Annotated in this window: 23 protein-coding genes; 10 read left to right on the forward strand and 13 right to left on the reverse strand. The window is 48.3% G+C overall.

All coding sequences use genetic code 11. From position 1 onward, the window contains the following. Nucleotides 1-495, forward strand: a complete 495-nt coding sequence (locus AAA946_RS00965) for a type II secretion system protein M (RefSeq protein WP_338163284.1) — start codon at nt 1-3, stop codon at nt 493-495. Nucleotides 496-498: 3 nt separating this feature from the next. Next, a complete protein-coding gene (locus AAA946_RS00970) occupies nt 499-1,257 on the forward strand; it encodes a type II secretion system protein N (RefSeq protein ID WP_338163285.1) in 759 nt (252 codons plus the stop codon). 76 nt (nt 1,258-1,333) lie between these two features. On the opposite strand, the gene cysQ is transcribed toward AAA946_RS00970, so the two are convergent. From cysQ to AAA946_RS00990, 4 genes are all read right to left on the reverse strand, one after another. Then, a complete protein-coding gene (gene cysQ, locus AAA946_RS00975) occupies nt 1,334-2,161 on the reverse strand; it encodes a 3'(2'),5'-bisphosphate nucleotidase CysQ (RefSeq protein WP_338163286.1) in 828 nt (275 codons plus the stop codon). Between the two features lies 1 nt (nt 2,162). Beyond that, a complete protein-coding gene (gene nudE, locus AAA946_RS00980) occupies nt 2,163-2,720 on the reverse strand; it encodes an ADP compounds hydrolase NudE (protein WP_338163287.1) in 558 nt (185 codons plus the stop codon). Between the two features lie 204 nt (nt 2,721-2,924). After that, nucleotides 2,925-3,551 carry a Fe-S biogenesis protein NfuA gene (nfuA, locus tag AAA946_RS00985; RefSeq protein WP_156111134.1) on the reverse strand — a complete coding sequence of 209 codons (627 nt, stop codon included), beginning with the start codon at nt 3,549-3,551 and terminating at the stop codon, nt 2,925-2,927. A gap of 77 nt (nt 3,552-3,628) precedes the next feature. Next, entirely contained in the window at nt 3,629-4,165 is a 537-nt protein-coding gene (locus tag AAA946_RS00990; RefSeq protein WP_338163288.1) for a ComF family protein, read from the reverse strand. A gap of 226 nt (nt 4,166-4,391) precedes the next feature. On the opposite strand from AAA946_RS00990, the gene bioH reads away from it, so the two are divergent. Together bioH and AAA946_RS01000 are read left to right on the forward strand one after the other, a co-directional pair. Then, nucleotides 4,392-5,162: a pimeloyl-ACP methyl ester esterase BioH gene (gene bioH, locus AAA946_RS00995; protein WP_338163289.1), complete on the forward strand. Its 771-nt coding sequence runs from the start codon at nt 4,392-4,394 to the stop codon at nt 5,160-5,162. 134 nt (nt 5,163-5,296) lie between these two features. Further along, nucleotides 5,297-5,746, forward strand: coding sequence for an ATP-dependent Lon protease (locus AAA946_RS01000; RefSeq protein WP_338163290.1), 450 nt, complete (start codon nt 5,297-5,299; stop codon nt 5,744-5,746). Nucleotides 5,747-5,805: 59 nt separating this feature from the next. Here the strand turns inward: AAA946_RS01000 and AAA946_RS01005 are convergent, their stop codons facing one another. After that, entirely contained in the window at nt 5,806-8,127 is a 2,322-nt protein-coding gene (locus AAA946_RS01005; RefSeq protein WP_338163291.1) for a Tex family protein, read from the reverse strand. 325 nt (nt 8,128-8,452) lie between these two features. Here AAA946_RS01005 and AAA946_RS01010 point away from each other — a divergent pair, with 325 nt between their 5' ends. Then, nucleotides 8,453-10,342, forward strand: a complete 1,890-nt coding sequence (locus AAA946_RS01010; RefSeq protein ID WP_338163292.1) for a putative ATP-dependent zinc protease — start codon at nt 8,453-8,455, stop codon at nt 10,340-10,342. Between the two features lie 79 nt (nt 10,343-10,421). Here AAA946_RS01010 and AAA946_RS01015 read toward each other — a convergent pair whose 3' ends face one another. Then, nucleotides 10,422-11,579, reverse strand: coding sequence for a hemolysin family protein (locus AAA946_RS01015; RefSeq protein ID WP_338163293.1), 1,158 nt, complete (start codon nt 11,577-11,579; stop codon nt 10,422-10,424). Nucleotides 11,580-11,898: 319 nt separating this feature from the next. On the opposite strand from AAA946_RS01015, the gene hupA reads away from it, so the two are divergent. After that, on the forward strand, nt 11,899-12,171 hold the full coding sequence (hupA, locus tag AAA946_RS01020; RefSeq protein WP_006073404.1) for a nucleoid-associated protein HU-alpha: 273 nt from the start codon (nt 11,899-11,901) through the stop codon (nt 12,169-12,171). A gap of 217 nt (nt 12,172-12,388) precedes the next feature. Further along, nucleotides 12,389-13,075, forward strand: coding sequence for a DUF1481 domain-containing protein (locus AAA946_RS01025; RefSeq protein ID WP_338163294.1), 687 nt, complete (start codon nt 12,389-12,391; stop codon nt 13,073-13,075). 75 nt (nt 13,076-13,150) lie between these two features. Here AAA946_RS01025 and purD read toward each other — a convergent pair whose 3' ends face one another. Then, on the reverse strand, nt 13,151-14,437 hold the full coding sequence (gene purD / locus AAA946_RS01030) for a phosphoribosylamine--glycine ligase (protein WP_338163295.1): 1,287 nt from the start codon (nt 14,435-14,437) through the stop codon (nt 13,151-13,153). Nucleotides 14,438-14,522: 85 nt separating this feature from the next. After that, entirely contained in the window at nt 14,523-16,115 is a 1,593-nt protein-coding gene (purH, locus tag AAA946_RS01035) for a bifunctional phosphoribosylaminoimidazolecarboxamide formyltransferase/IMP cyclohydrolase (RefSeq protein ID WP_338163296.1), read from the reverse strand. A gap of 291 nt (nt 16,116-16,406) precedes the next feature. On the opposite strand from purH, the gene zntR reads away from it, so the two are divergent. Beyond that, nucleotides 16,407-16,817 carry a Zn(2+)-responsive transcriptional regulator gene (gene zntR / locus AAA946_RS01040; protein WP_338163297.1) on the forward strand — a complete coding sequence of 137 codons (411 nt, stop codon included), beginning with the start codon at nt 16,407-16,409 and terminating at the stop codon, nt 16,815-16,817. Between the two features lie 41 nt (nt 16,818-16,858). Here the strand turns inward: zntR and AAA946_RS01045 are convergent, their stop codons facing one another. Together AAA946_RS01045 and AAA946_RS01050 are read right to left on the reverse strand one after the other, a co-directional pair. Then, nucleotides 16,859-18,502, reverse strand: coding sequence for a methyl-accepting chemotaxis protein (locus AAA946_RS01045; RefSeq protein WP_338163298.1), 1,644 nt, complete (start codon nt 18,500-18,502; stop codon nt 16,859-16,861). Nucleotides 18,503-18,676: 174 nt separating this feature from the next. Next, entirely contained in the window at nt 18,677-19,105 is a 429-nt protein-coding gene (locus AAA946_RS01050; protein ID WP_338163299.1) for a VOC family protein, read from the reverse strand. A gap of 210 nt (nt 19,106-19,315) precedes the next feature. On the opposite strand from AAA946_RS01050, the gene AAA946_RS01055 reads away from it, so the two are divergent. Both AAA946_RS01055 and AAA946_RS01060 read left to right on the forward strand, forming a co-directional pair. Beyond that, nucleotides 19,316-19,885, forward strand: a complete 570-nt coding sequence (locus AAA946_RS01055) for a hypothetical protein (protein WP_338163300.1) — start codon at nt 19,316-19,318, stop codon at nt 19,883-19,885. Nucleotides 19,886-19,901: 16 nt separating this feature from the next. Next, complete coding sequence (locus AAA946_RS01060; RefSeq protein WP_338163301.1) at nt 19,902-20,366, forward strand: hypothetical protein; 465 nt, start codon at nt 19,902-19,904, stop codon at nt 20,364-20,366. Between the two features lie 86 nt (nt 20,367-20,452). Here the strand turns inward: AAA946_RS01060 and fis are convergent, their stop codons facing one another. From fis to prmA, 3 genes are all read right to left on the reverse strand, one after another. Continuing rightward, nucleotides 20,453-20,749, reverse strand: coding sequence for a DNA-binding transcriptional regulator Fis (gene fis / locus AAA946_RS01065; protein WP_042478607.1), 297 nt, complete (start codon nt 20,747-20,749; stop codon nt 20,453-20,455). A gap of 23 nt (nt 20,750-20,772) precedes the next feature. After that, the gene (gene dusB, locus AAA946_RS01070) at nt 20,773-21,741 is read right to left on the reverse strand and encodes a tRNA dihydrouridine synthase DusB (RefSeq protein ID WP_338163302.1); all 969 of its coding nucleotides are present in this window, start codon (nt 21,739-21,741) and stop codon (nt 20,773-20,775) included. A gap of 200 nt (nt 21,742-21,941) precedes the next feature. After that, nucleotides 21,942-22,823 carry a 50S ribosomal protein L11 methyltransferase gene (gene prmA, locus AAA946_RS01075; RefSeq protein WP_338163303.1) on the reverse strand — a complete coding sequence of 294 codons (882 nt, stop codon included), beginning with the start codon at nt 22,821-22,823 and terminating at the stop codon, nt 21,942-21,944. Nucleotides 22,824-22,909 lie beyond the last annotated feature (86 nt).

Raw genomic sequence — 22,909 nt, forward strand, 5'->3', positions numbered from 1 at the left:
ATGAAAGGATTATTACTGAATCTTCAAAGCTGGTGGCTCAGTATCAGTCAGCGTGAGCAGCGGTTGGTCATCGCTTGCTCGTTGGTGATCTTGGTGGGCATTATTTATTGGGGAATTTTGGCTCCCTTTGCTCAAAGAACGGAGCTTGCTCAATCGAGAATTCAATCTGAGCGACAGCTACTGACCTGGGTGAAGCAAAAGGCCGATGATATCTCCCTGCAAAGACAAGCGGGCGGTGTGGTCGTGTCGAAACAACCATTAAACCGCGTTATTACCTCATCGACAAATCGATTTAGCGTTGAGTTGATCCGTATGCAACCGCGCAATGACCAGTTGCAAGTATGGATCAAGCCAATTCCGTTTGAGTTTTTCGTGAATTGGTTATTTTACTTACAAGACAACCATGGGGTGACGGTTGAGATCCTAGATATCGACAAAACGGATCAAAGCGGCGTAATTGAGATCAACCGATTGCAATTTAAAAGGGGTGGCTAAGTGGTGAAAAAAGTCATCAAATACGGTTTACTGTGCAGCACAGTCTTTGCTGCCAGTGCCATTTACCACCTTCCTGCTAGTGTTGTAATGAGTTATGCACCGATGCCAAGAGAGCTTGCTCTAGATGGTACCACGGGCACGATTTGGCAAGGCAGTGCTCAGAATGTCCGATTCCAGCACTACTCTATTGGTGATGTGTCGTGGCAGTTTAGTTGGTCTAGTCTTATGACACTCTCTCCTGAATATGCACTTCGCTTTGGTCGAGGCAGCACTTTGGGGTTGTCGGGGCGAGGTAACCTTGGTGTGAGCATGTCTGGTGCCTATCTAGAAAACGTACTCGCTTCCATTCCAGCCGATACCGTGGTGCAGTACGCACCCATCCCCGTACCGATTAAAGCGGGGGGGCAGTTGGAGCTAGCGATTAAGTCACTCAACTATGCGTCGCCTTGGTGTGGCAGTGGTGAGGGAAGCTTGTCTTGGAATGCGGGCTACATTGAGTCGCCGATAGGCAGCTTAGGCTTGGGGCCGACCCTGGTTGATTTGTCCTGTGAAGATAGCGTGCTAGCGGCAAAAGGAAACCAAGCAAGCAATCAGGTGTCGAGTGAGTTTTCTGCCAGTGTGACGCCCAATCGTCAATATCAATCGCAGGCGTGGTTTAAGCCTGAGGCGGAGTTTCCGACCAATATGCGTAAGCAGTTGAGCTGGCTCGGCAACCCAGATAGAGAAGGGCGTTATTCGTTCAATTATCAAGGGCGTTTTTAGGCTGATTTTCGCTTTACCAGTACATAAAAAGGAGGCTAAGCCTCCTTTTTTGCCTTTCAATGTCTCTAGTCGGGCGTTAGCTTTGTACTAGGATTTGATCCCACGGCAGGTCACGATCGCCGATAACAATAAAGTTAGGGTTCTCAAGCGTTTCACGTTCGTTATAAGAGAGCGGTTGAAGTGCGGTATCGACTATCGTCCCACCGGCTTCTTCAACGATGCATTGCGTCGCGGCGGTATCCCACTCTCCGGTTGGCCCGAGGCGTAGGTAACAATCCACAGCACCTTCAGCCACTAAGCACGCTTTGAGTGCCGCAGAGCCGAGTGGTACTAAGTCATAGTTCCAAGCAGAGCTCATTCGCTGTGTGATGCGATTGATATTTTGGCGGCGACTGATGGCGATCGCGATGGATTGTTGTGGCGTCTCATGTTTAAGCACCTTGATACGCAAACTTTCCCCAAGACTAGGGATTTTCCATGCTCCTTTGCCTTCATACGCATGATAAGTAACACCGGATACTGGTGCGTATACCACGCCCATAATCGGTTTGTTGTTGCTTACCAGCGCAATGATAGTGGCAAAATCACCGCTGCGTGCAATGAACTCTTGAGTACCATCGAGAGGATCCACCAACCAATAGGTATTCCATTTAGAGCGCTGTTCTAAGCTAATGTCGGCTGCTTCTTCGGAAAGCACAGGAATATCTGGGGTCAGCTCAGAGAGCTTTTCTACAATCAATTTATGCGCGGCTAAATCGGCGCTAGTGACTGGGGTTTCATCGTCTTTAGTGAAGGCTTCATAATCCTTGTTCTCGTAGATGTCGAGAATAAGCTGCCCTGCCTGACGAGCGATGTCGATGACACCGGGTAGATGATGCGATAAATCTAAATGTCTTGTTGCCACGTTACAACCCCAACTCTGACTTCATTCTTAGCATTAGTAATAATGCGGTGATACTGCGAGCCTCTGAAAAATCGAGGTGTGTGAGCAGTTCATCGGCTTGCGCCAAAGGCCACTTTACGACTTCTAAAGGTTCAGGTTCGTCCCCTTCTAGTTGCTCAGAATAGAGATCTTGAGCGACAAACAAGGTCATACGGCTGGAGAAATACGAAGGGGCCAGAATGACTTCTTTCAGTGGCGTTAACGTATTGGCTCCAAAACCAATTTCTTCTTTTAATTCACGCACTGCAGCTTGCTGTGCGCTTTCACCCAGGTCGATCAACCCTTTAGGAAAACCCAGCTCATAACGCTCTGTGCCTGCAGCATATTCGCGTACCAGTAAGATATCCCCATGCTCAGTGATTGGCACCATCATGACCGCATTGCGACCACTCGGTTTCATACGCTCATAGGTGCGCTTGGTGCCGTTCGAAAACTCTAAGTCTAAAGCCTCAATTTTGAATAGCCTAGATTCGGCTACTGTCTTTTGGGCTAAGATCTCAGGTCCTTTTTTGGATGGCATGGGCGTTCTCCTCCGCTGGATACCAATGTTATCTGAAACACTAAGTTGTTTGAAACACTGAGCGCTTGGCACTCGAATAGTAGTTAGTGATTAATATATATAGGATTTGGAGCTGCGCCAAATGGTAGTGTTAAAAAAAAGAGCGCAAAGGTTTACCTCGGCGCTCTGATTCGAAAACAAGTCTGGCAATAGCCACTCTTGCCGTTAGTAGTAAGAGTGTTCGCCGCGGTCGTGCTCTGTCATGTCTCTTACAGCGGTCAGTTCGCCAGAGAACTCTTGAAGCAGTTGCTTTTCGATGCCTTCTTTTAGCGTCACATCAACCATTGAGCAGCCGTTACAGCCACCGCCGAATTGGACGATAGCGATACCTTCGTCAGTGATTTCCATCAAACTTACGTGACCGCCATGACCGGCAAGTTGTGGGTTAACTTGCGTTTGAATTGCGTACTCAACACGCTCCATCAGTGGCGCATCATCGGAAACTTTACGCATTTTTGCGTTTGGCGCTTTTAGGGTTAGCTGTGAACCCATTTTGTCGGTAACGAAGTCGATCTCTGCATCTTCTAGGAAAGGTAGAGATAGCTCATCAACGTAGGCGGATAGTGCTTCGTACTTGAATTCGGTGTCGTTAGACTCAACCGCTTCTGGCGGGCAGTAAGAGACACCACACTCAGCGTTTTGAGTGCCTGGGTTAACGACAAAAACACGGATGTTCGTTCCCTCTGGCTGTTGAGCCAGCAGTTTAGCGAAGTGGCTTTGAGCACTTTCTGTAATAGTAATTGGATTTGACACGACGAATACCTGAGTAAGTTTGTAGGTTATTACCCCCATTCTACTCCTGTCACGAGTAGATGCCAAAAAATTTTGCACATCCTCTGCGCAATCTGGCTGACAACCCAGCAGTGGGCTTACTTTGGGGTACGGCATAAACAATAAATATCGATTTTTTCTACGTTCACTTCAAGTAATAATTCACTCAGATGTCGAACGGTTGCGCCGGTTGTGACCACATCATCAATAATGGCGACGTGTTTTGATGTTGGTCTTTGTTGGAGGGAGAACGCTTGGCGCACATTCTCCAGTCTTTGTTGCCGATTGAGACTCTTTTGAGTCAAGGTGTAGCGGCGCTTGTGAAAAATGCTGTGTGCGGTTTTCACTTCGGGCAGGTGCTGCGCGAGTTGCAGCATCATGAGTTCACTGAGGTTAAAGCCGCGCTTTAGTTCGACATGAAGCAGCGTCGGAACACAAATCAGCAGTGGTGCGGGCTCACTGATACGCTCGGCGAGCAGTTTACTCAGCGGTGGCAATAACCAAGGCTCTCGGTGTTGCTTTATACGCTGGATAAAAGACGACAATGGTGGCCGATAGTCGCCAAGGCAGGTCAGTGTTTGCCATGGCGGTGGCGTAGTGAGGCATGTGCCGCAGATATCGGCGGTATTGTCCATAGTCAGGCCACAGCGCACGCATCGATGGCGCTCAAAGTTAAATAATGGCTGGCAGTGCTCACACCAAAGGTTGTGGCCAAGGGAGCGGACAATCGTAAAGCCGCAGACATGACATTGTTTTGGTAGCCGGGATAAAAATCGCATTGGTCTGAGTTGACGTATCAAGGAATCCTATTAGCATGGGGCAATTCGAATTGGAAAAAGAACCAAATCAGTAGGAGAGCGTGTGAGCAGTTCGGCAAAAGTACATTGGCAGGTGGAAGGGCAAGGACCTGATTTGGTGCTAGTGCACGGTTGGGGCATGAACGGCGCAGTATGGTCTGCGTGCGTTAGTGAACTGGCTGAGCACTTTACTGTGCACACGGTTGACTTGCCGGGCTATGGCTACAGTCACCAGATTGGCTATGATTCTCTGGCTGAGCTGGTGGATGCTTTACTAGCAGAAGCTCCAGAGCACGCTATTTGGCTTGGTTGGTCTTTAGGGGGCTTGATTGCAACGCACATTGCCCATGAATATCCAGCGCGAGTGAGCCAATTAGTGACTCTGGCGAGCTCACCAAAATTTTCCCAAGGAGAGGGGTGGCGTGGGATTAAACAAGATGTACTCGCGGCGTTTATGGCGCAGCTAAGTGATAATTTTACGGTGACGATTGAACGCTTTATGGCGCTGCAAGCCATGGGTAGTCCAAGTGCACGCCAAGATATTAAGCAGCTCAAACAAGCGGTACTTTCTAGACCTATGCCTTGCCCTAATGCATTGATGTTAGGTTTGAACTGGTTAGATAAGCTCGACTATCGCAGTGAGCTTGCTGCGCTTACTATGCCTGTACATCGCTGGTATGGGCGCTTAGATGGTTTGGTGCCGGTGCGCGTCGCCAGTTTATTAGATAAAGAGATGGACGCTCATCAAAGTCATGTGTTTACCGCTTCTTCCCACGCTCCCTTTATTACTGAAACGGCTGAGTTTATCGCGCGGGTTCGTGAGTTAGGTCGCTAATTTTTGCGGTTTTTTTGCACAAAAAGGTAAAGGTTGGCACTGTTTTTCCGATAATCTAGTAGATAGATTGCTCGTCGGTCTAGGTTAGTTGTTGAGGTTTGGCGAACATCACTCACAGCAGAGGAGCGTGACCTATGATAGTGTCGCCCAACAGTGTCAGTGCCCCAGTTATTGCGCCATCGGTCAATCCCCAGACCGAGCAGGCAGCGCGTGACAACAAAGTGCGTGAACCGATAGTGCCTACCGTTGAATTGGCACGAACCAACGCTGAGCGCCGAATTAATGAGGAAGAAAAACGCCGTAAACGTTCGGCATGGGATCCTGCTGAGCATCCAGACTATGATGCGGAAGAAGTGTCCCCTGAACGTGAAGACCCGATTGAGCGCCTGTTTTATTTGTTGTCACTGAACAGCTACAGCCAGTCGCAAGGTAAGGGTTATGCGATGCGTTTTCGTCTGCCGGCTAAAGTGCTTCAAGAGGCGTTGATGGCAGGGAAAATGGCCAAGCGACGCACGGTGATTCGCTATCACTATGGACACTCGGTGGCGCCGAATACGCCCTCGGACATTATTGCGGTTGGATAACGCTTACTATTGGAAAGCAAAAAGAGCACTCAAAGTGCTCTTTTTGTTTTTGGGGAAGACTATTTTTTCGCTTTCGCGAAAGCAGCCGCGAAGGCGCCGCCCATCGCACTGTTGCCCGCTTCTTGGCGATTAGAGCGTTGGCGTTGACCGCCACGCTGATTATCTCGAGCAGGTTTGCTTGTGCGAGCAGGACGGTTATCTGCGCCAGGTTCATCATTGAGGCGCATTGATAAACCAATACGTTTACGACCGGCATCCACTTCCATGACTTTCACTTTTACGATGTCGCCCGCTTTCACCACTTCACGTGGATCAGCAACAAACTTATCGGTCAGCGCAGAGATGTGTACTAAGCCATCTTGGTGAACACCGATATCGACGAACGCACCGAAGTTAGCCACATTAGACACTACACCTTCAAGAACCATACCTGGTTCCAAATCGTTGATGGTGTTGACGCCTTCAGCAAAGGTCGCAGTTTTAAACTCTGGGCGAGGATCTCGACCTGGTTTATCTAGCTCTCGGATGATGTCGGTGACCGTTGGTAGACCAAAGGTCTCGTCCGTGTAATCAACCGCATTGACGGTGCGAAGGAAGCTGCTGTCACCGATGATAGATTTCATTGCGCGACCGGTTTTTTCCGCAATAGTTTTGACCACAGGGTACGCTTCTGGGTGCACGGCGGATGCATCGAGTGGGTTTTTACCGTCCATGATGCGCAGGAAGCCAGCACATTGCTCAAACGCTTTAGGGCCAAGACGCGCCACTTTTTTAAGTGTGGTACGAGCTTCAAAGCGACCGTTTTCATCACGGTAGTCGACAATGTTTTGTGCCAGCGTAGAAGATAAACCCGCGACACGGGTGAGTAGCGCAGCAGAAGCGGTGTTTACGTCAACGCCGACCGCGTTTACACAGTCTTCTACCACTGCATCCAAACGCTTCGCCAGCATGGTCTGGCTGACATCGTGCTGATACTGACCCACACCGATGGATTTAGGGTCGATCTTCACCAGCTCTGCCAGTGGGTCTTGCAAACGTCTTGCAATAGAAACCGCACCGCGCAGCGATACGTCCATATTTGGGAACTCTTTTGCTGCTAGCTCAGATGCTGAGTACACAGATGCGCCTGCTTCACTGACGATGATCTTCTGCACTTTCAAGTTGCCGCGTTTGATGACATCGGCCGCAAAGCTATCCGTCTCGCGTGATGCGGTGCCGTTACCGATGGCAATCAAATCAACGTTAAATTGGCGAACCAACTTATCCACCACATGGGTGGCTTTGTCGTACTGTTTTTGCGGAGCATGCGGATAAATGGTGTCGGTCGCAAGCACTTTACCCGTCGCATCGACAACCGCGACTTTACAACCGGTGCGTAGACCTGGGTCGAGGCCAAGCGTGGCTTTTGGACCGGCGGGCGCGGCCATCAACAGATCTTTCAAATTGGTGGCAAATACCGTAATCGCGTCGACTTCAGAGCGCTCTTTGAGTGCACCCATCAATTCCGTTTCCATGTGCATGGAGACCTTAATTCGCCATGCCCAACTGATCACTTGTTTGCGCCAAGCATCTGCAGATGCTTGGCTAAGATGAATCCCATAGTGCTCAGCAATCAGGGTTTCGCAGTAAGACTCACGAGCGTTTTCTTCATTAGCCGGGTCGGCGTTAACCGATAGCTGTAAGAAGCCTTCATTGCGGCCGCGAAGCATCGCCAGTGCGCGGTGAGAAGGCACTTTGCTCAACGCCTCATCGTGTTCAAAGTAGTCTTTGAACTTTTCACCTTCTTGCTCTTTGCCAGTCACGACGCGTGAGCGCAGTTCCGCATGGCGATTTAGGTACTGACGCACTTTTTCGAGTAGATCGGCATCTTCTGCGATGCGCTCCATAATGATGGCACGCGCGCCATCCAGAGCAGCTTTGCTGTCGGCAATGCCTTTTTCACTGTCGATGTAACTCGACGCAGCACTTTCCGGTTCATTGCTTGGATCCGTCCACAGCAAGTCGGCTAGAGGCTCAAGGCCGGCCTCAATAGCAATTTGACCTTTGGTGCGACGTTTAGGTTTATAAGGTAGGTACAGATCTTCAAGACGAGTTTTGTTGTCCGCATTCTCAATCTCACAGCGCAGCTCTGCTGTAAGCTTGCCCTGATCGTCAATCGATTTCAGAATCGTCTGACGTCGGTCGTCCAATTCACGCAGGTAGCTTAATCGCGAGTCTAGGGTGCGCAGTTGAGTATCATCCAGCCCCCCTGTGACTTCTTTTCGATAGCGAGCGATAAATGGAACTGTGTTACCGTCATCAATAAGGGTAACGGCGGCTTCAACTTGCTTGTGACTGACGTTCAGCTCTTTAGCAATCAGTTGACAGATAGCTTGGCTCATCCGTGTATTCTCTTTTTTGTTGTGTGGGGAGTGCGCGGGCACTCCTAGATATCCATAGGATATAAGGGCATCAGCAGTGATTTGCAATTCCTTGGTCATTTTTCTGCGCTATGTATCTGAGCTATGTTTCTGCGGCATGTTTCCAACATACAATTCTGCTTTGGGAAAGGAGAAACCAAGCGAGGAATTGCTAATTTATTGATAATCGCGTGGATATTCCGTTGATTTTCTGTAAAGTTTAAAGGAGTCGGTAAACAAAGTGAGTCGACCGTTGTCTTAGGAACTCATGCGTATTTAGAGCCAGTCGATGAATGGATGTATTAAAATGAAAACTACAGCAACTAAGTTGGCGTTAATTCTTGCCACAATGACAAGCGGGTGGGCTATGGCTGCACCAGATCTCTCTACTACACAAGCACCTGTTCTTTCTATTGAAGATAAAATTGTTCTAGGGCGCGTTGAAAGTGTTTACTACCAAGATATTGAAGCGCTCGAAGGCATTCCATTTGTCGGCAAAATCGACACCGGGGCCGATACCACATCCATGCACGCTGAAGACATCAAAGTCATCAGTAACAACCCTAAATACCAAGGCCTCAGTGACGAGAATCTGATGCAAACCATCGTCGATGAGTACGGCGGCTCAGCGAGTGATTGGTGGCTAAAAGAGTTCGATAACGACGAGCGTAACTTTCAAGGCGTAGTGAGCTTCACTCTGCGCCACCCTTACACTGGCGAAAAGATTGAAATGCAGCGCCCATTGACGCGTACCAGCGTCATTCGAAGCCGTACCAGCTCTACGCCTATCTACCGTCCGGTTGTCACTCTGCCAATGACTATTGCGGGCAAAACTGTCGACACCGAAGTCAACCTGACCGATCGTAGCAGCTTTAGCGCACCGATACTGATTGGCAAAACCTTTCTTGCCAATAACGCATGGGTGATGGCGGGGTATGATTACCTTCAAGAGCAGAAAGATGCACAAGTGATTGGTCGCCGTGAATCCGGCTCGGTGGCAGATGTGCCGGTAGACGTAAGTATCTCTTTGTCGAACAACTACAGCATTCTCAATGCGCAAAATATTGAAGTGGACAAAAAAGCCAATTCAGTGAGTTTCGATTTGGTCGGCAAGGAAGGCGCACAAAAACGTGTGACCTATCCGCTAGTGAAAATGCTCTCCGTGTCTGGTAATGATTACCCAATGATTTTTGTGCCATTTAAAGGTGGTAAGGACTTCGAAGGTATCATTGAGGTGTACCTTAAGGATCGTTCTAAAAAGAGCACTCAGTTGCGCCTTGGATTGAATACACTGAATAAGAATTTTATTGTCGATACTGGTGTGAAAGGCAAGCTGGATAAGAAAAAACAAAGTTTTTCAGCTCGTATGAAAGACAAGCCGCTGGTGGTCTCACCAACGGAAAGCTTGATCCTCGATGGTGTTCAGCTTGATGCCGAACCGTCGTTTGCGGTGAACACGCCGCTGCTCAAAGTCAGCAGTTTTGAAATCATTGAAGCTAAGGGGCGCGACAAAGTGGAGTACTACTTGTCGAGTGACTTAGGCAATGAAGAGAAGATCCGCAAAACCATTTTACGCCGCATCAAAGTGGGCGATACGGTAAGGCCGGTGGTCGATGGTGAGTTCATCGTTGGTGATCGCACCGTGACGGTGGAGTTTGCGCTTGAAGCCCTCGATAGCGATGAAGGGGATAAGCCATACTTTATCATCGGTAAGAAAGCCACCAAGGCGGGCGTACTGGTGAACACCCGCAGTGAGAACCTACTCGATGCCTACCCTGTGTTTACGGCAGGTCATATTGAAAATGCCACGGTGGAAGGGCTCTCTTTCCCTGTCAAACTAGACACGGGTGCCGACGTAAGCTCGATGAACGCGACCAACATCAAGCAGTTTGAAAAAGACGGCAAGAAAATGGTGACCTTCACCTACAGCAATGACATGGGCATGAAACAAGAGTTTACCCGTGAAGTGGTGGATGTGATGCGCATTCGTGCTAAGGCGGGAGAAGAGGCGAATGTTCGCCCCGTAGTCAACATGCGCGTGAAGCTTGGCGAGGTTGAGAAAACAGTACGTGTGAACCTGCAAGACCGCTCTCGCTTCCACTACAGCATGATTCTGGGTAAGAACTTCCTTAAGTATGGTGTTGTGGTCAGTAGTGATGAGAACTTCCTACTAGGTAACGAGATAGGCAGTCACTAACGACAGACAGCTGAATATAAAAAATGGCCGCGAACTTCGCGGCCATTTTTTATTGTGAGTGCTTGCTGAGATAAAGCGCCTAAGACTCTCTCTTATCCTGAGAGTTGGATTCGCCTTTCGTCTCTTCAACGTCTTGCGGTGTTTGGGTCTGAAGTTCAGACTTTTCAACTGGCGCTTCTTCGTCATCATCGTCTGAGTTATCAACGATGCTGTGCTTCTCTTTCCAGTTTTCCCAGCGCTGATAAGCCAGCTCTTGCATGTCGGTGGTTTTATCCGCCTCATCGACAATCTCTTGCCCTAACAAGTGCTCGAAGATGTCTTCCAGAGTGATGATGCCTTGGATGGTGCCGTACTCGTCGACAATCATCGCGATTTGTAGGCGTGCTGCCATCATCTGCTCAAACGCTTTTGGTAACATGATGGTGTTAAACAACACCTGGATTGGACGCATCACCGATCCTAGTTGTTTCTCACCGCTGCCTTGTTGTTGAAGCTTAAACAGCTCCAAACGGTGAACAAAGCCGAGAATGTTGTCCTTCTGCTGGCTGTACACCAATGGGCGTGAGAACGGCGTCTCTTTATGCTCAGTCAAAAACTCATTGATGGTCATCTCAGCCGGTACGCGGAATACCACCGGGCGAGGTGTCATCACTTGCGTCACTGGGATGTCTTGAATGTTCAAAATGTTATTCAAGATGTTCGATTCGCCTTCCGCGAATTCGCCACTTTCTTTAGCTAGCATCGCCATTGCTGATAGCTCATCACGCATTTTCGGCGTTTCATGGCCGCGCGCTAGGCGTTTAGTGATTTGCTCTGAGAACCACACAAATGGAGTCAGTGCCCACACCATCCAGCGTAGGATAGTGGCTGAAACTGGAGCGAGTTGACGCCAGTAGGTCGCACCAATGGTTTTCGGTACGATTTCAGACAACACCAGAATACCCAGCGTCAGTACTGCTGAGAAAACGCCTAGCCATTGGCTACCAAATACTTTGGCAGCTTGCGCACCCGCGCTCGCTGCACCAATAGTGTGAGCGATGGTGTTTAGGGTCAAAATAGACGCCAGGGGTCTATCTAGCTCGGCTTTAAGCTTGGTTAGCTTCTCTGCCGCAGGGTGACCCTTTTGTCTTAGCTGAGCAAGATAGCTTGGGGTAATACTTAAAAGTACCGCCTCTAATACCGAACAGATAAAAGAGACACCAATAGCGACAGTAATATAAACCGTTAAGAGAAACATTCATTTCCTAGGTAAGTGCACACATCAACCTAACTTTGCTGCAAAAATGAGCCTGTGCATTGTTGGTGAGTGCTTATAAACAGTAGCGACAGACCGATTTATCAGGCTTATCAGTTGAGTCGCAGTGCATTTATGGGACTTTATGCAATAAATTACAAGGTTTCAAACTCAATCTTTGGGTAACAAATTGTGAGTTATTGCTCATAAAACGGTTAAATCTACGTCATAAGCGATAAAGAAGCGCTACAAACCTTTGCCAGATGGGGGCTTTATGATTTAGAGTGGGCTTTAACTCGATAACATGAAGAAGGGAAACCTAATGAACAAGACCCAATTAATCGATTTTATCGCTGAAAAAGCTGACCTATCTAAAGCACAAGCTAAAGCAGCGCTAGAAGCGACGCTTTCAGGCGTGTCTGAAGCGCTAACTGAAGGTGACCAAGTTCAACTAATTGGTTTTGGTACGTTCAAAGTAAACCACCGTGCAGCTCGCACTGGTCGTAATCCAAAGACTGGTGAAGAGATCCAAATCGCTGCTGCTAACGTTCCAGCATTCGTAGCTGGTAAAGCACTGAAAGACGCAGTGAAATAATTTTTACAGCACCGATGGTTTCATCGGTGCTGTTCTCTCCATCTTATTGATTCTTCCTCTGGATCGATTGTTAAGCGTGTTTTGAATCAGCGCGATTACCTATCTGTCTCCGCACTTTAAGCTTCATTTAACTGAACGCGATGCGCCATTTGCTGTCATAACTGTGTAACTCGGTGTCATTCGTCTATCGCGCGTTCAATAGAGGTGCCTAGCAACTATGAAAAAAATACTGTTGGTTTCGCTTCTCGCAGCTGCCTTAGTTGGCTGCTCGTCTTCTCCTTCCCCGAGTATTAATCAATTTTCAGACTATACCGGTGGTCAGACACTGGGTGATGCAACCAGTTTTTATTGGTATACCGAAAAACTCACTCGTCCCTACAGCGCCGCTGATTATGTCAATATGAATGATTACGGTTGGTATCAATCGAATTATCGTTGGAATGGTGACACGCTCAGAGAGTTTGTTCGTGAAGGGGTACAAAACGATGCAGAAACCGGCTCGGTGACGTATCGTATCCATGTTCGCTTTAACAAAGACGGCGAGGCCATTTATCAGCAGTATCGTCGCAATGGCAAAGTACTACCGGTGAAAAAGGCCCAGCTTGAAAACTACCAACGCGAAGCCTCGTTACTCGTCGAAAGGGTAAAAGAGCAGGACAGTGATGGCCTGGAGCTTATTCAAGGTCATTGGGACGGCGAAACACTGGAAACGTGCAGCGGAATTGCATTCGATAACATTAAGTTTGAGCAGAGCTTGCCAAGCTTTGTGGTTACCCGTTTAGCTGAGGTGGAAAGCTATGTGGCGTTCTTGGGCAGCACAAGACTCACCGGCGCTAGGGTAGAGCAGCTACTGATGCTGGCCGATGGTGCCAAAGATTGTATTCCGAGACCTGAGCTTATCTAGAGTCCATTTCTCAGACAGTAGAACAAAAAAAAGGGTGCCAATCGGCACCCTTCGTCATTTTAGAGCTTAGCTTAATTACTTTTGCTCGCGAGCAATCGCACGGTAACCGATGTCATTGCGGTGGAACATGCCGTCCCAGCTGATCTTCTTAGTCAGCTCATAAGCGCGCGCTTGAGCTTCAGAGACTGTGTTGCCTAGTGCCGTTGCACATAGTACGCGACCGCCGTTCGTTACAACATTGCCGTCTTTGTCAGCTGTACCAGCGTGGAATACCTTCTCGCCTTCCACTTCTGTTGTTGGTAGGCCAGAGATAACATCCCCCTTGTTGTAAGACGCTGGGTAGCCACCTGCTGCTAGAACGATACCGATAGAAGCACGTGGATCCCACTTAGATTCAACTTGGTCTAGCTTCTTGTCGATGGCAGCTTGGCAAAGCTCAACCATATCTGATTGCATGCGCATCATGATAGGTTGTGTTTCTGGGTCACCGAAACGGCAGTTGTATTCGATAACTTTAGGCGTGCCATCTTTGTCGATCATCAGACCTGCATATAGGAAGCCTGTGTATGGGTTACCTTCTGAAGCCATGCCGCGAACCGTTGGGTAGATAACTTCTTCCATGATGCGGTTGTGGATTTCTTGCGTCACAACTGGAGCCGGAGAGTAAGCGCCCATGCCGCCAGTGTTAGGACCTGTGTCCTTATCACCAACACGTTTGTGGTCTTGGCTGGTTGCCATTGGCAAAACGTTTTCGCCATCAACCATCACGATGAAGCTTGCTTCTTCGCCGTCTAGGAACTCTTCGATAACCACACGGCTACCCGCGTCGCCAAATGCGTTGCCAGCCAGCATGTCTTTGATGGCGTCTTCTGCTTCTTCTAGTGTCATAGCAACGATCACACCTTTACCAGCCGCAAGACCGTCAGCTTTAACTACGATCGGAGCGCCTTGCTCACGAACGTAAGCCAGAGCAGGCTCGATTTCAGTGAAGTTCGCGTAAGCGCCAGTTGGGATAGCGTGACGAGCTAGGAAGTCTTTAGTGAATGCTTTTGAGCCTTCTAGCTGAGCAGCAGCTTGAGTTGGGCCAAAGATCGCTAGACCGGCTTCTTGGAATGCATCCACTACACCAATCACAAGTGGTGCTTCAGGACCCACAATCGTTAGCTCGATGTTTTTCTCTTTTGCAAACGCCACCAGACCTTGAATGTCTTCAACGTCAATCGCTACATTTTCTAGCTTAGGCTCAAGCGCAGTACCTGCGTTGCCTGGTGCAACGAAAACCGTTTCAACATTTTGATTCTGAGCCACTTTCCAACCCAGAGCGTGCTCACGACCACCAGCACCGATTACTAGAATATTCATAATTAATCCTTTCTAAAGTTTGGATTACTCTAAGCAGTTGGTGTTGCAGCACTAATGCGGCTACAGCACCAAATGCGACGAGTAATTAGTGACGGAAGTGGCGCATGCCTGTAAAGATCATCGCCATGCCATGCTCGTCAGCGGCTGCGATAACTTCGTCATCACGCATAGAGCCACCTGGTTGGATAACGCACTTGATGCCAGCTTCTGCTGCCGCGTCAATGCCATCACGGAAAGGGAAGAACGCATCTGATGCCATTACGCAGCCTTCAACCTGCAGACCTTCGTCAGCCGCTTTGATGCCCGCAATTTTTGCAGAGTACACGCGGCTCATTTGGCCAGCGCCCACACCAATAGTCATGTCGCCTTTCGAGTAAACGATCGCGTTAGACTTAACATACTTAGCCACTTTCCAGCAGAATAGGGCGTCTTTCAGCTCTTCTTCGGTAGGCTGACGTTTAGAAACCACTTTAAGATCATCTAGCGATACCATGCCTTGGTCGCGGTCTTGAACCAGAAGACCACCGTTAACGCGCTTAACGTCAAAACCAGTTGTCTTAGTTGTCCACTCACCACACTCTAGTAGGCGAACGTTTTTCTTAGCGGCAACCACTTCTACTGCTTCAGCTGAAACAGAAGGTGCGATAATCACTTCAACAAACTGACGCTCAACAATCGCTTTCGCGGTTTCTGCATCTAGTTCTTGGTTGAACGCGATGATGCCGCCAAACGCTGACGTTGGGTCCGTTTTGTATGCGCGGTCATACGCTTCAAGAATATCTTTACCTAGCGCAACACCACATGGGTTAGCGTGCTTAACGATAACGCAAGCTGGTTCATCAAACTCTTTCACACACTCAAGTGCTGCGTCAGTGTCGGCGATGTTGTTGTAAGACAGCGCTTTACCTTGAATTTGGCGAGCAGTAGATACCGACGCTTCTTCTGGGTTTGCTTCTACGTAAAATGCCGCGTCTTGGTGGCTGTTCTCACCGTAGCGCATGTCTTGCTTCTTCACGAATTGCTGGTTAAACGTGCGTGGGAATTTAGACTCCTCGTCACCCTCTTTGTTCTCACCGTAAGATGGAACCATAGTGCCGAAGTAGTTAGCGATCATGCCGTCGTAAGATGCCGTGTGCTCAAACGCTGCAATAGCTAGGTCGAAACGTGTCTCTAGAGTCAGAGATTTGTCGTTTGCGTCCATTTCTGCAATAACGCGGTCGTAGTCGTGTGCATTAACAACGATAGTCACGTCTTTGTGGTTTTTCGCTGCAGAGCGAACCATAGTTGGACCACCGATATCGATGTTTTCCACTGCGTCTTCTAGCGTACAGCCTTCTTTTGCTACGGTTGCAGCAAATGGGTATAGGTTAACCACAACCATATCGATTGGGTTGATGCCGTGAGTTGCCATCACGTCGTCATCTTGACCGCGACGACCTAGCACACCACCGTGTACTTTCGGGTGTAGCGTCTTAACACGACCATCCATCATCTCTGGGAAGCCAGTGTAGTCAGATACTTCAGTTACTGCGATGCCTTGCTCAGCAAGAAGGCGAGCAGTACCACCAGTAGAAAGGATATCAACACCGCGTTGTGCTAGTGCTTGTGCGAATTCAACGATACCAGTTTTGTCAGATACGCTGATTAAAGCGCGGCGAATTGGACGAGCGTTACTCATGCTTCTGTTTCCTCAAAGTCACAGATTGTGTTGCTGTGTACAGGGCAAACGATTGGTTTGGCCTGCGGATTTAAAGATAGTTGCCAAACAGGACGAGGTCTTTCATGATTGAGGCGACCCAGTCGTCTGTTGGGCAAATACCCTTGGATTTTTACCACCGGGGTGGCGATGGCGCGTATTCTAACCAATCTATTACAAAAAAGCTCGCGCAATCGTTTGGCATAGGCAAAAAAAGTGCAAAAAAGCCTATTAAAGAACACTTTTGTAACAAAGAGGTTAATTTAAACGGTTATGTTTCAAATCGGTGAGTTAGCAAAACGCTGCAAGGTGACGTCAGATACGTTGCGTTTTTATGAAAAGAACCAGTTGATTGCCCCGGTTGGGCGCAGTGAGGCAGGGTACCGTCTTTACAACGAGGAGAGCCAAAGGCAGGTTCGCTTTATTCTTAAGGCCAAAGAGGTTGGTTTGAGCCTAGATGAGATTAAAGAGTTACTCGGCATCAAGCTTGAGGCGACCGAACACAGTTGTGCGGAAGTAAAGGCCATTACCACGAGTAAGCTTGAACTGATTGACGATAAAATCGCTGAACTCACCAGAATTCGCTCTGCGCTAAAAAAAATCAATGATGCCTGTTGTGGTCACGGGCATGACGCTAGCCATTGCTCTATCTTAGCGGCTTTAGAGGCATCAGAAGAGAAGTAAGGGAGGCATCGCCTCCCTTATGTCTGCACTAGAACCACTGATTACTGCACTTTGAATGCATTGATACCGACACTTAACGTGTTGCCATTTTCCATAAGTTGCTCACTGGCTTCGGCCAATCTTTTTGCTTCGTTGGCGGACTGACTGCCATGGTCGGCAATTTGGGTGAGATTCTGACTGATCTCATTCGTGGCTAAGGTTTGTTGTGAGCTTGCTGCGGCAATGAGCTCGTTGAGCGAGACGATGGCGCTGACGCGCTGATCGATTTGTTGCAGTGCTTGTCTTGCGCCTTCGGTGTGCTCTATAGTGGCCGCGGACTGCTGTTGCGTGAGTGTCATGGAACGACTGACTTCGGCGGCTTGGCTTTGCAGCTTTTGAATGATCTGCTCTATTTCATCGGTGCTACTTTGGGTACGAGTGGCGAGCGTTCGCACTTCATCAGCCACCACCGCAAATCCACGTCCTTGCTCTCCAGCTCGAGCTGCCTCAATGGCGGCGTTGAGTGCCAGAAGGTTGGTTTGTTCTGCGACACCGCGAATCACTTCCAGCACGGAGCCGACCTCTTGTGTCTCTGTTGCTAGCATTTGGATATTCTGCTCAGTTTCCGTTAACTGCTGAGATAGAGACTGCATATGTGAGGTGGCAAGTTCAATCACTTCGCCACCATGCTGACCTTGTTCATTTGCTTCTTGAGCGGCTTGCGCTGCTTGTTGAGCTGAATTAGCGACCTCTTGGTTACTAGCGTGGAGCTCATTCATTGCTGAAGCAACGGTATCGACGGCTTGCTGTTGTTGCATCGACTGTGTCGCTCCTTGTTGAGCTACGCTGTTGAGTTCGATAGCGGCTTTGGTGATGTCATTGGTCACTGGCTTGATGTCACGAATGATGTTGTCTAGCTTAAGCGTGAAACGATTGAACGCTTTGGCTATGTGGCTCAACTCATCATTCCCTCCTTCTGGTAGAGTTTGAGATAAATCGCCATCACCACTGGCAATGTCGTTGAGTGCATCAAGTGTATCGCGGCAAGGTTTCACAATACTGCGGCCAATCAAGAAGGCGACGATGAGCATGATGCCCAACGCCACTGCGACGCTGAACAGTACTTTTTGGATAGCTTGCCATGTCAGCGCGTTGACATCATCGACGTAGACCCCCGAACCAATGACCCAGCCCCAAGGCTTAAACAATTTAATGTAAGAGACTTTCTCGACGGGAGCATCAGAGCCTGGCTTTGGCCACATGTAGTGAACCAAACCGGATTGCTGCTGTTTCGCGACGGTGACCATTTCAACAAACAGTTTCTTTCCAGTGGGATCGGCAATTTGGCTAAGATCTTGGCCATTGAGTGCCGGTTTCATAGGGTGCATTACCATCGCTGGTGCTAGGTTGTTGATCCAGAAGTAGTCATTCGCATCGTAGCGCAGGTCTTGCACCGCGCTAGCGGCGGCGGATTTGGCTTGTTCTAGTGTTATCTTGCCCGCTTGGTGCTGCTGGTGGTAGTGCTCAACTAAGCTATAGGCCGTTTGTACTAAGTGCTGAGTTTTGTTCTGTTTACTGGTCATCAATGACTGCTGGTAATCGAGTAGAGCCAAGATAAGGGGAATGAATAGGGCAGCCGAGACAAGGCCGATGAGTAAAAACAGTCGGTGTTGTATCGAAGTGCGGCGCAGAAGCGAGGTCGTCATAGCAAGAACTCCTTTTCCTCAAAGAGAGTGCATGGCCTATGGTATTTTGGGCATGCTCATTGTAGTTATACCCATACCCTATGCCATGTTCTGTGCTGGCTCTATTCCACCATCGTCTAATTTTTAGACTGATCACAAAGATGGGCTACCGCCCACCTTTATTCACGACGGGAGTTAAAGTTGGTAATCATTACGCTCACTGGTGAGCTCAGAGTGGTATTCGACAAACTCAAACTGGACATGATGTTTGTCTTGAAAATACGCGCTCTGGCGATGAGGATGCTCGCCGCCCATATGATCCAGCGGGTAACCGGCGTTCTCCAGTCGTTTAATGGTCTCTGCTAAATTGTCGACTACAATGCCGATGTGTTTGACCCCAACCCAAGGCTGCTGCCAAGTCCCGGCTTCACCTTCGCCGCCATCTTGAATCGTGATGTAGGTTTCTTCGCTTCCTACATGATACCAGCGCATGGGTTTGCCAAACCAATCATCGCTTTGACCTTTACCTCGAATTGACCAGTCGGGTAGGGCTGCCAGAAGCAATCCAACGCTGTGCTCAGCATCAATGACAGTAATGTTGGCATGTTCTACATAGCTTTTCATAACGTCTCCTTGTTTGTGGTTTGATATAAAACGGTAGATGACGTTAACGATAAATCCTCAAGTTAAGTTGAGGTCAACAGCTTAGAAGAAATTATGTTTAGAAACGGTTTGCTGAATGCGAGCGCTAATACATTTATCGAGTTGCTGTTTGTCATGAGATAGATGGTTGGGTAATTTTTGTACTCCATAAGTTTAGGGGCAATCGAGTTTATGAAATACTTAACTTCACTATGTTTTGCTTTTTTGGTATTGCCAAGCTTGTCAGCAGCTCAGCTAGAGTCTCCTCGGCGGACCACTGACTGGCTCGTTAACCAACTAATAGAAGCCGAGTCTATCGAACAAAAAAATGCGGCTATTGCTTTGTCGAACTTTGCATTGAGCGCACAGCAAGAGAAGCGTATAGAACGTTCTTTTGTCTTTGTTGAGGGTAGATCTAGTAAGTTGGCTTACTTATATGTGTTAGCGAAGCGAACGCAAGCCCCGATTCATGTTCAGAGCTTTATAGAAATTGCTTCAGCTAACATTGAAGAAATCACTCAGAATGATACGGCTTGGGTTCTACCTTATCATCCATTTCTGGAGTATTTGGCCGAGTTGGCGTATTTCGATGATTTGGCATTGGCGGCTCTGCTCATACATATCAATCGCTTCGATGGTGCTTCATTGGAGCTTGTCTCTACCACTTTAAAAGATATGAACATTAGACAGCAAAAGAGGGTGCAGCGTCTTGGGGAGTCTTTGAATCTCCCTAAAGAGTTGCTCCAACGTGTTGAGAAGTAAAAGGGAGGTTATGGTGATGTCGACTTTGAGTTTTGTTAAGACGGCTAGAGCAAAAGGAAGTCGTGAGATAGGCTTTCTGTACTGGGAAGGAGAACGGTATCGAGTAGTAACGGGTGGTTATGGTAAAGGTGCTATCCCTGACGGTGAGTTTACCATCAGAGTAAGACAGGTTGCTGTTGGTACCAAGGAGAATATGCTTTCTGGCTTTGTGAACCCTCTTAACGGTAGAGGGTGGTTTATACCATTGACTCCTAATTTTGCGACTTCGAGATTTGGTTTTGGTATACATCCCGATGGTAATTTGCCTGGCACAAAAGGTTGCCTTGGGCTTCAGGGTAATGATACAGAAAAATTTTGGAAAAGATGGTGCGAGACGAAAATTGACTCTAGACCAACTTTACTTCAAGTCACAACTGATTATGCGAGTAAAGAAACGAGCTGCCGAGTTTGTGTTGCTCAGATTGCGACGGCTACTGCATAGCCAGTTTTTTTGAAAGACTCCCTACTAAAAAAAGAAAGCCGCCTCTAAGCTATTGGAGGCGGCTTGCTATTCGGTTTACGAACTAATTAGTTCATGCCGTATTTTTTAAGCTTCTTACGAAGAGTACCGCGGTTGATACCCATCATAGTTGCTGCGCGAGTTTGGTTACCGCGAGTGTACTGCATGATGGTGTCTAGTAGCGGCTGTTCAACTTCCGCTAGAACTAGTTCATACAATTCAGTGACGTCTTGACCATTTAATTGAGCAAGGTAGTTCTTTAAAGACGCTTTAACAGAGTCACGTAGTGGCTTCTGTGTGATTTGGTCTGAAGATGTTACTGTAGTAACTGTCAATGGTTCTGAAGTCAAATTTTGTTCGAACATAATCGGTTTAGCTCTTCTCGTAATTATGATGCAACGTTGTCAAAATAACCTTGCAATGCGTCGAGCTGTTCATTTGCAGCCTCAATCGCGTTGAAGGTACGGCGGAACTCACCCGCCTGTTCATGTTCCTTTAGATACCAGCCCACATGCTTACGCGCGATGCGTGGACCTAAAAACTCACCATAGAATTGGTGAAGCGCTTGAACATGACCAAGCAAGATACCCTGCACATCCGAAATCGGGCGCTCAGGCATCAGTGTGCCGTTTTCCAAATAGTGTTGGATTTCCTCGAAAATCCAAGGCCGTCCTTGGGCCGGACGTCCAATCATCAAAGCGTCTGCACCGGTGTAATCCAGCACATATTTCGCTTTCTCTGGGCTATCGATATCACCGTTAGCGATAACCGGTATAGAGACAGCTTCTTTTACCGCTTTGATGCTGTCGTATTCTGCCTCGCCTTTGTACATGCAGGTACGAGTTCGACCATGAAGGGCGAGCGCCTGTATGCCGCAGTCTTCGGCTAGTTTTGCAATTTGGACACAGTTTTTATTGTCTGTATCCCAACCTGTACGGGTTTTTAATGTCACAGGGACATCGACTGCATCGACGACGGTACGCAGAATATCTTCGATGATATCTGGGTACTTAAGCAGAGCAGAACCCGCCAGTTTTTTATTCACTTTTTTAGCAGGGCAGCCCATGTTGATGTCGATGATTTGTGCACCGTTTTCAACACTGAACTGTGCTGCTTCCGCCATAAGTTGCGGATCAGCACCTGCTATTTGCACGGAACGAATACCGGATTCGCCCTCGTGCACCATGCGCTGCTGTGACTTGGCTGTTTTCCATAGTTTTGGGTTCGACGACATCATTTCACTGACGGCCATACCCGCACCATAACGAAGGCACAACTCACGAAACGGTCTATCGGTAACACCCGCCATGGGTGCAACAATGAGGTTGTTCTTAAGTTGGTATTGTCCGATTTTCAAAACATCGCCACAGGTTTACACAAGCAAGGGCGCGCATTTTACGCATTTTTTCGGTGCGTGAAAAGACTAATATTTGAGCATTTACAATTTGTTTCTGCAAAATGCCTGATTTTCAGGTGCTTAGTGCTAAAACTATTCTTTTTTGAGCAAAAATCGCGGTGTTTTAGGCTCCTAAAACACCGCGATTTAAACGAGAATGGTTACTTTTTGCCCGAGATGCGACACCACTCGTTAAGCTCAACGATAGGGTCGATGCTCATCTCATCGCGATAGTAGTTAGCGACATCCTCAGCTTGGGTATCCAAAACGCCGGACATGGCGAGTTCACCACCAGGTTTAACTAGACCTTTGATGATGCCAGAAAGGTCACGAAGTGGACCAGCAAGGATGTTAGCTACGACGACATCAGCGATAAGACCTTCCGGTTGATCTTGAGGTAGGAAAAGTTCTAGTTGCTCGGCAACGCCATTACGCTGCGCGTTGTCTTTTGACGCAATAAGCGCTTGAGGATCAATGTCGATCCCGATCACTTTCGCTGCGCCAAGTTTGATCGCCGCAATCGCTAGGATCCCTGAACCACAACCAAAGTCGATAACTGTCTTACCAGCAAGGTCTAATGATTCTAGCCACTCAAGACATAGAGCCGTGGTTGGGTGTGTTCCGGTACCGAATGCAAGACCAGGGTCAAGCATGACATTCACCGCATCTGGCTCTGGAACATCACGCCAGCTTGGGCAGATCCATAGGCGCTCACCAAATTTCATTGGGTGGAAGTTTTCCATCCACTCACGTTCCCAATCCTTATCTTCTAGCTGCTCGACTTTGTGAGCAAAGCCTTCCGGTAGCATATTGCTGCCTTTAATTGTCTCAACTACCCACTGAGTGTCTGCTTCGGCGTCGTATAGTGCAACGATATCAGTATCGCCCCACAAACGCGTCTCACCAGGCAGCGGCTCAAATACAGGCGTATCATGCGCATCGAGGAAGGTGACAGACAATGCGCCTGTTTCTTCCATCAGCATATCGCCGATTTGCTCTGCATTTTCATTGGTCGCGTTGAGTTTAATTTGAATCCAAGGCATAAGTTGGGTCCTAGCAAGGTGAATTTTGCGCAGAGTGTAGCAGATTCACTGACACTCGGCATAAAAAAACCCGCCGTGGCGGGTTT

Origin of the sequence: Vibrio sp. 10N, assembly GCF_036245475.1 — a bacterium.
In the GTDB taxonomy this organism is placed as follows: Bacteria; Pseudomonadota; Gammaproteobacteria; order Enterobacterales; family Vibrionaceae; genus Vibrio.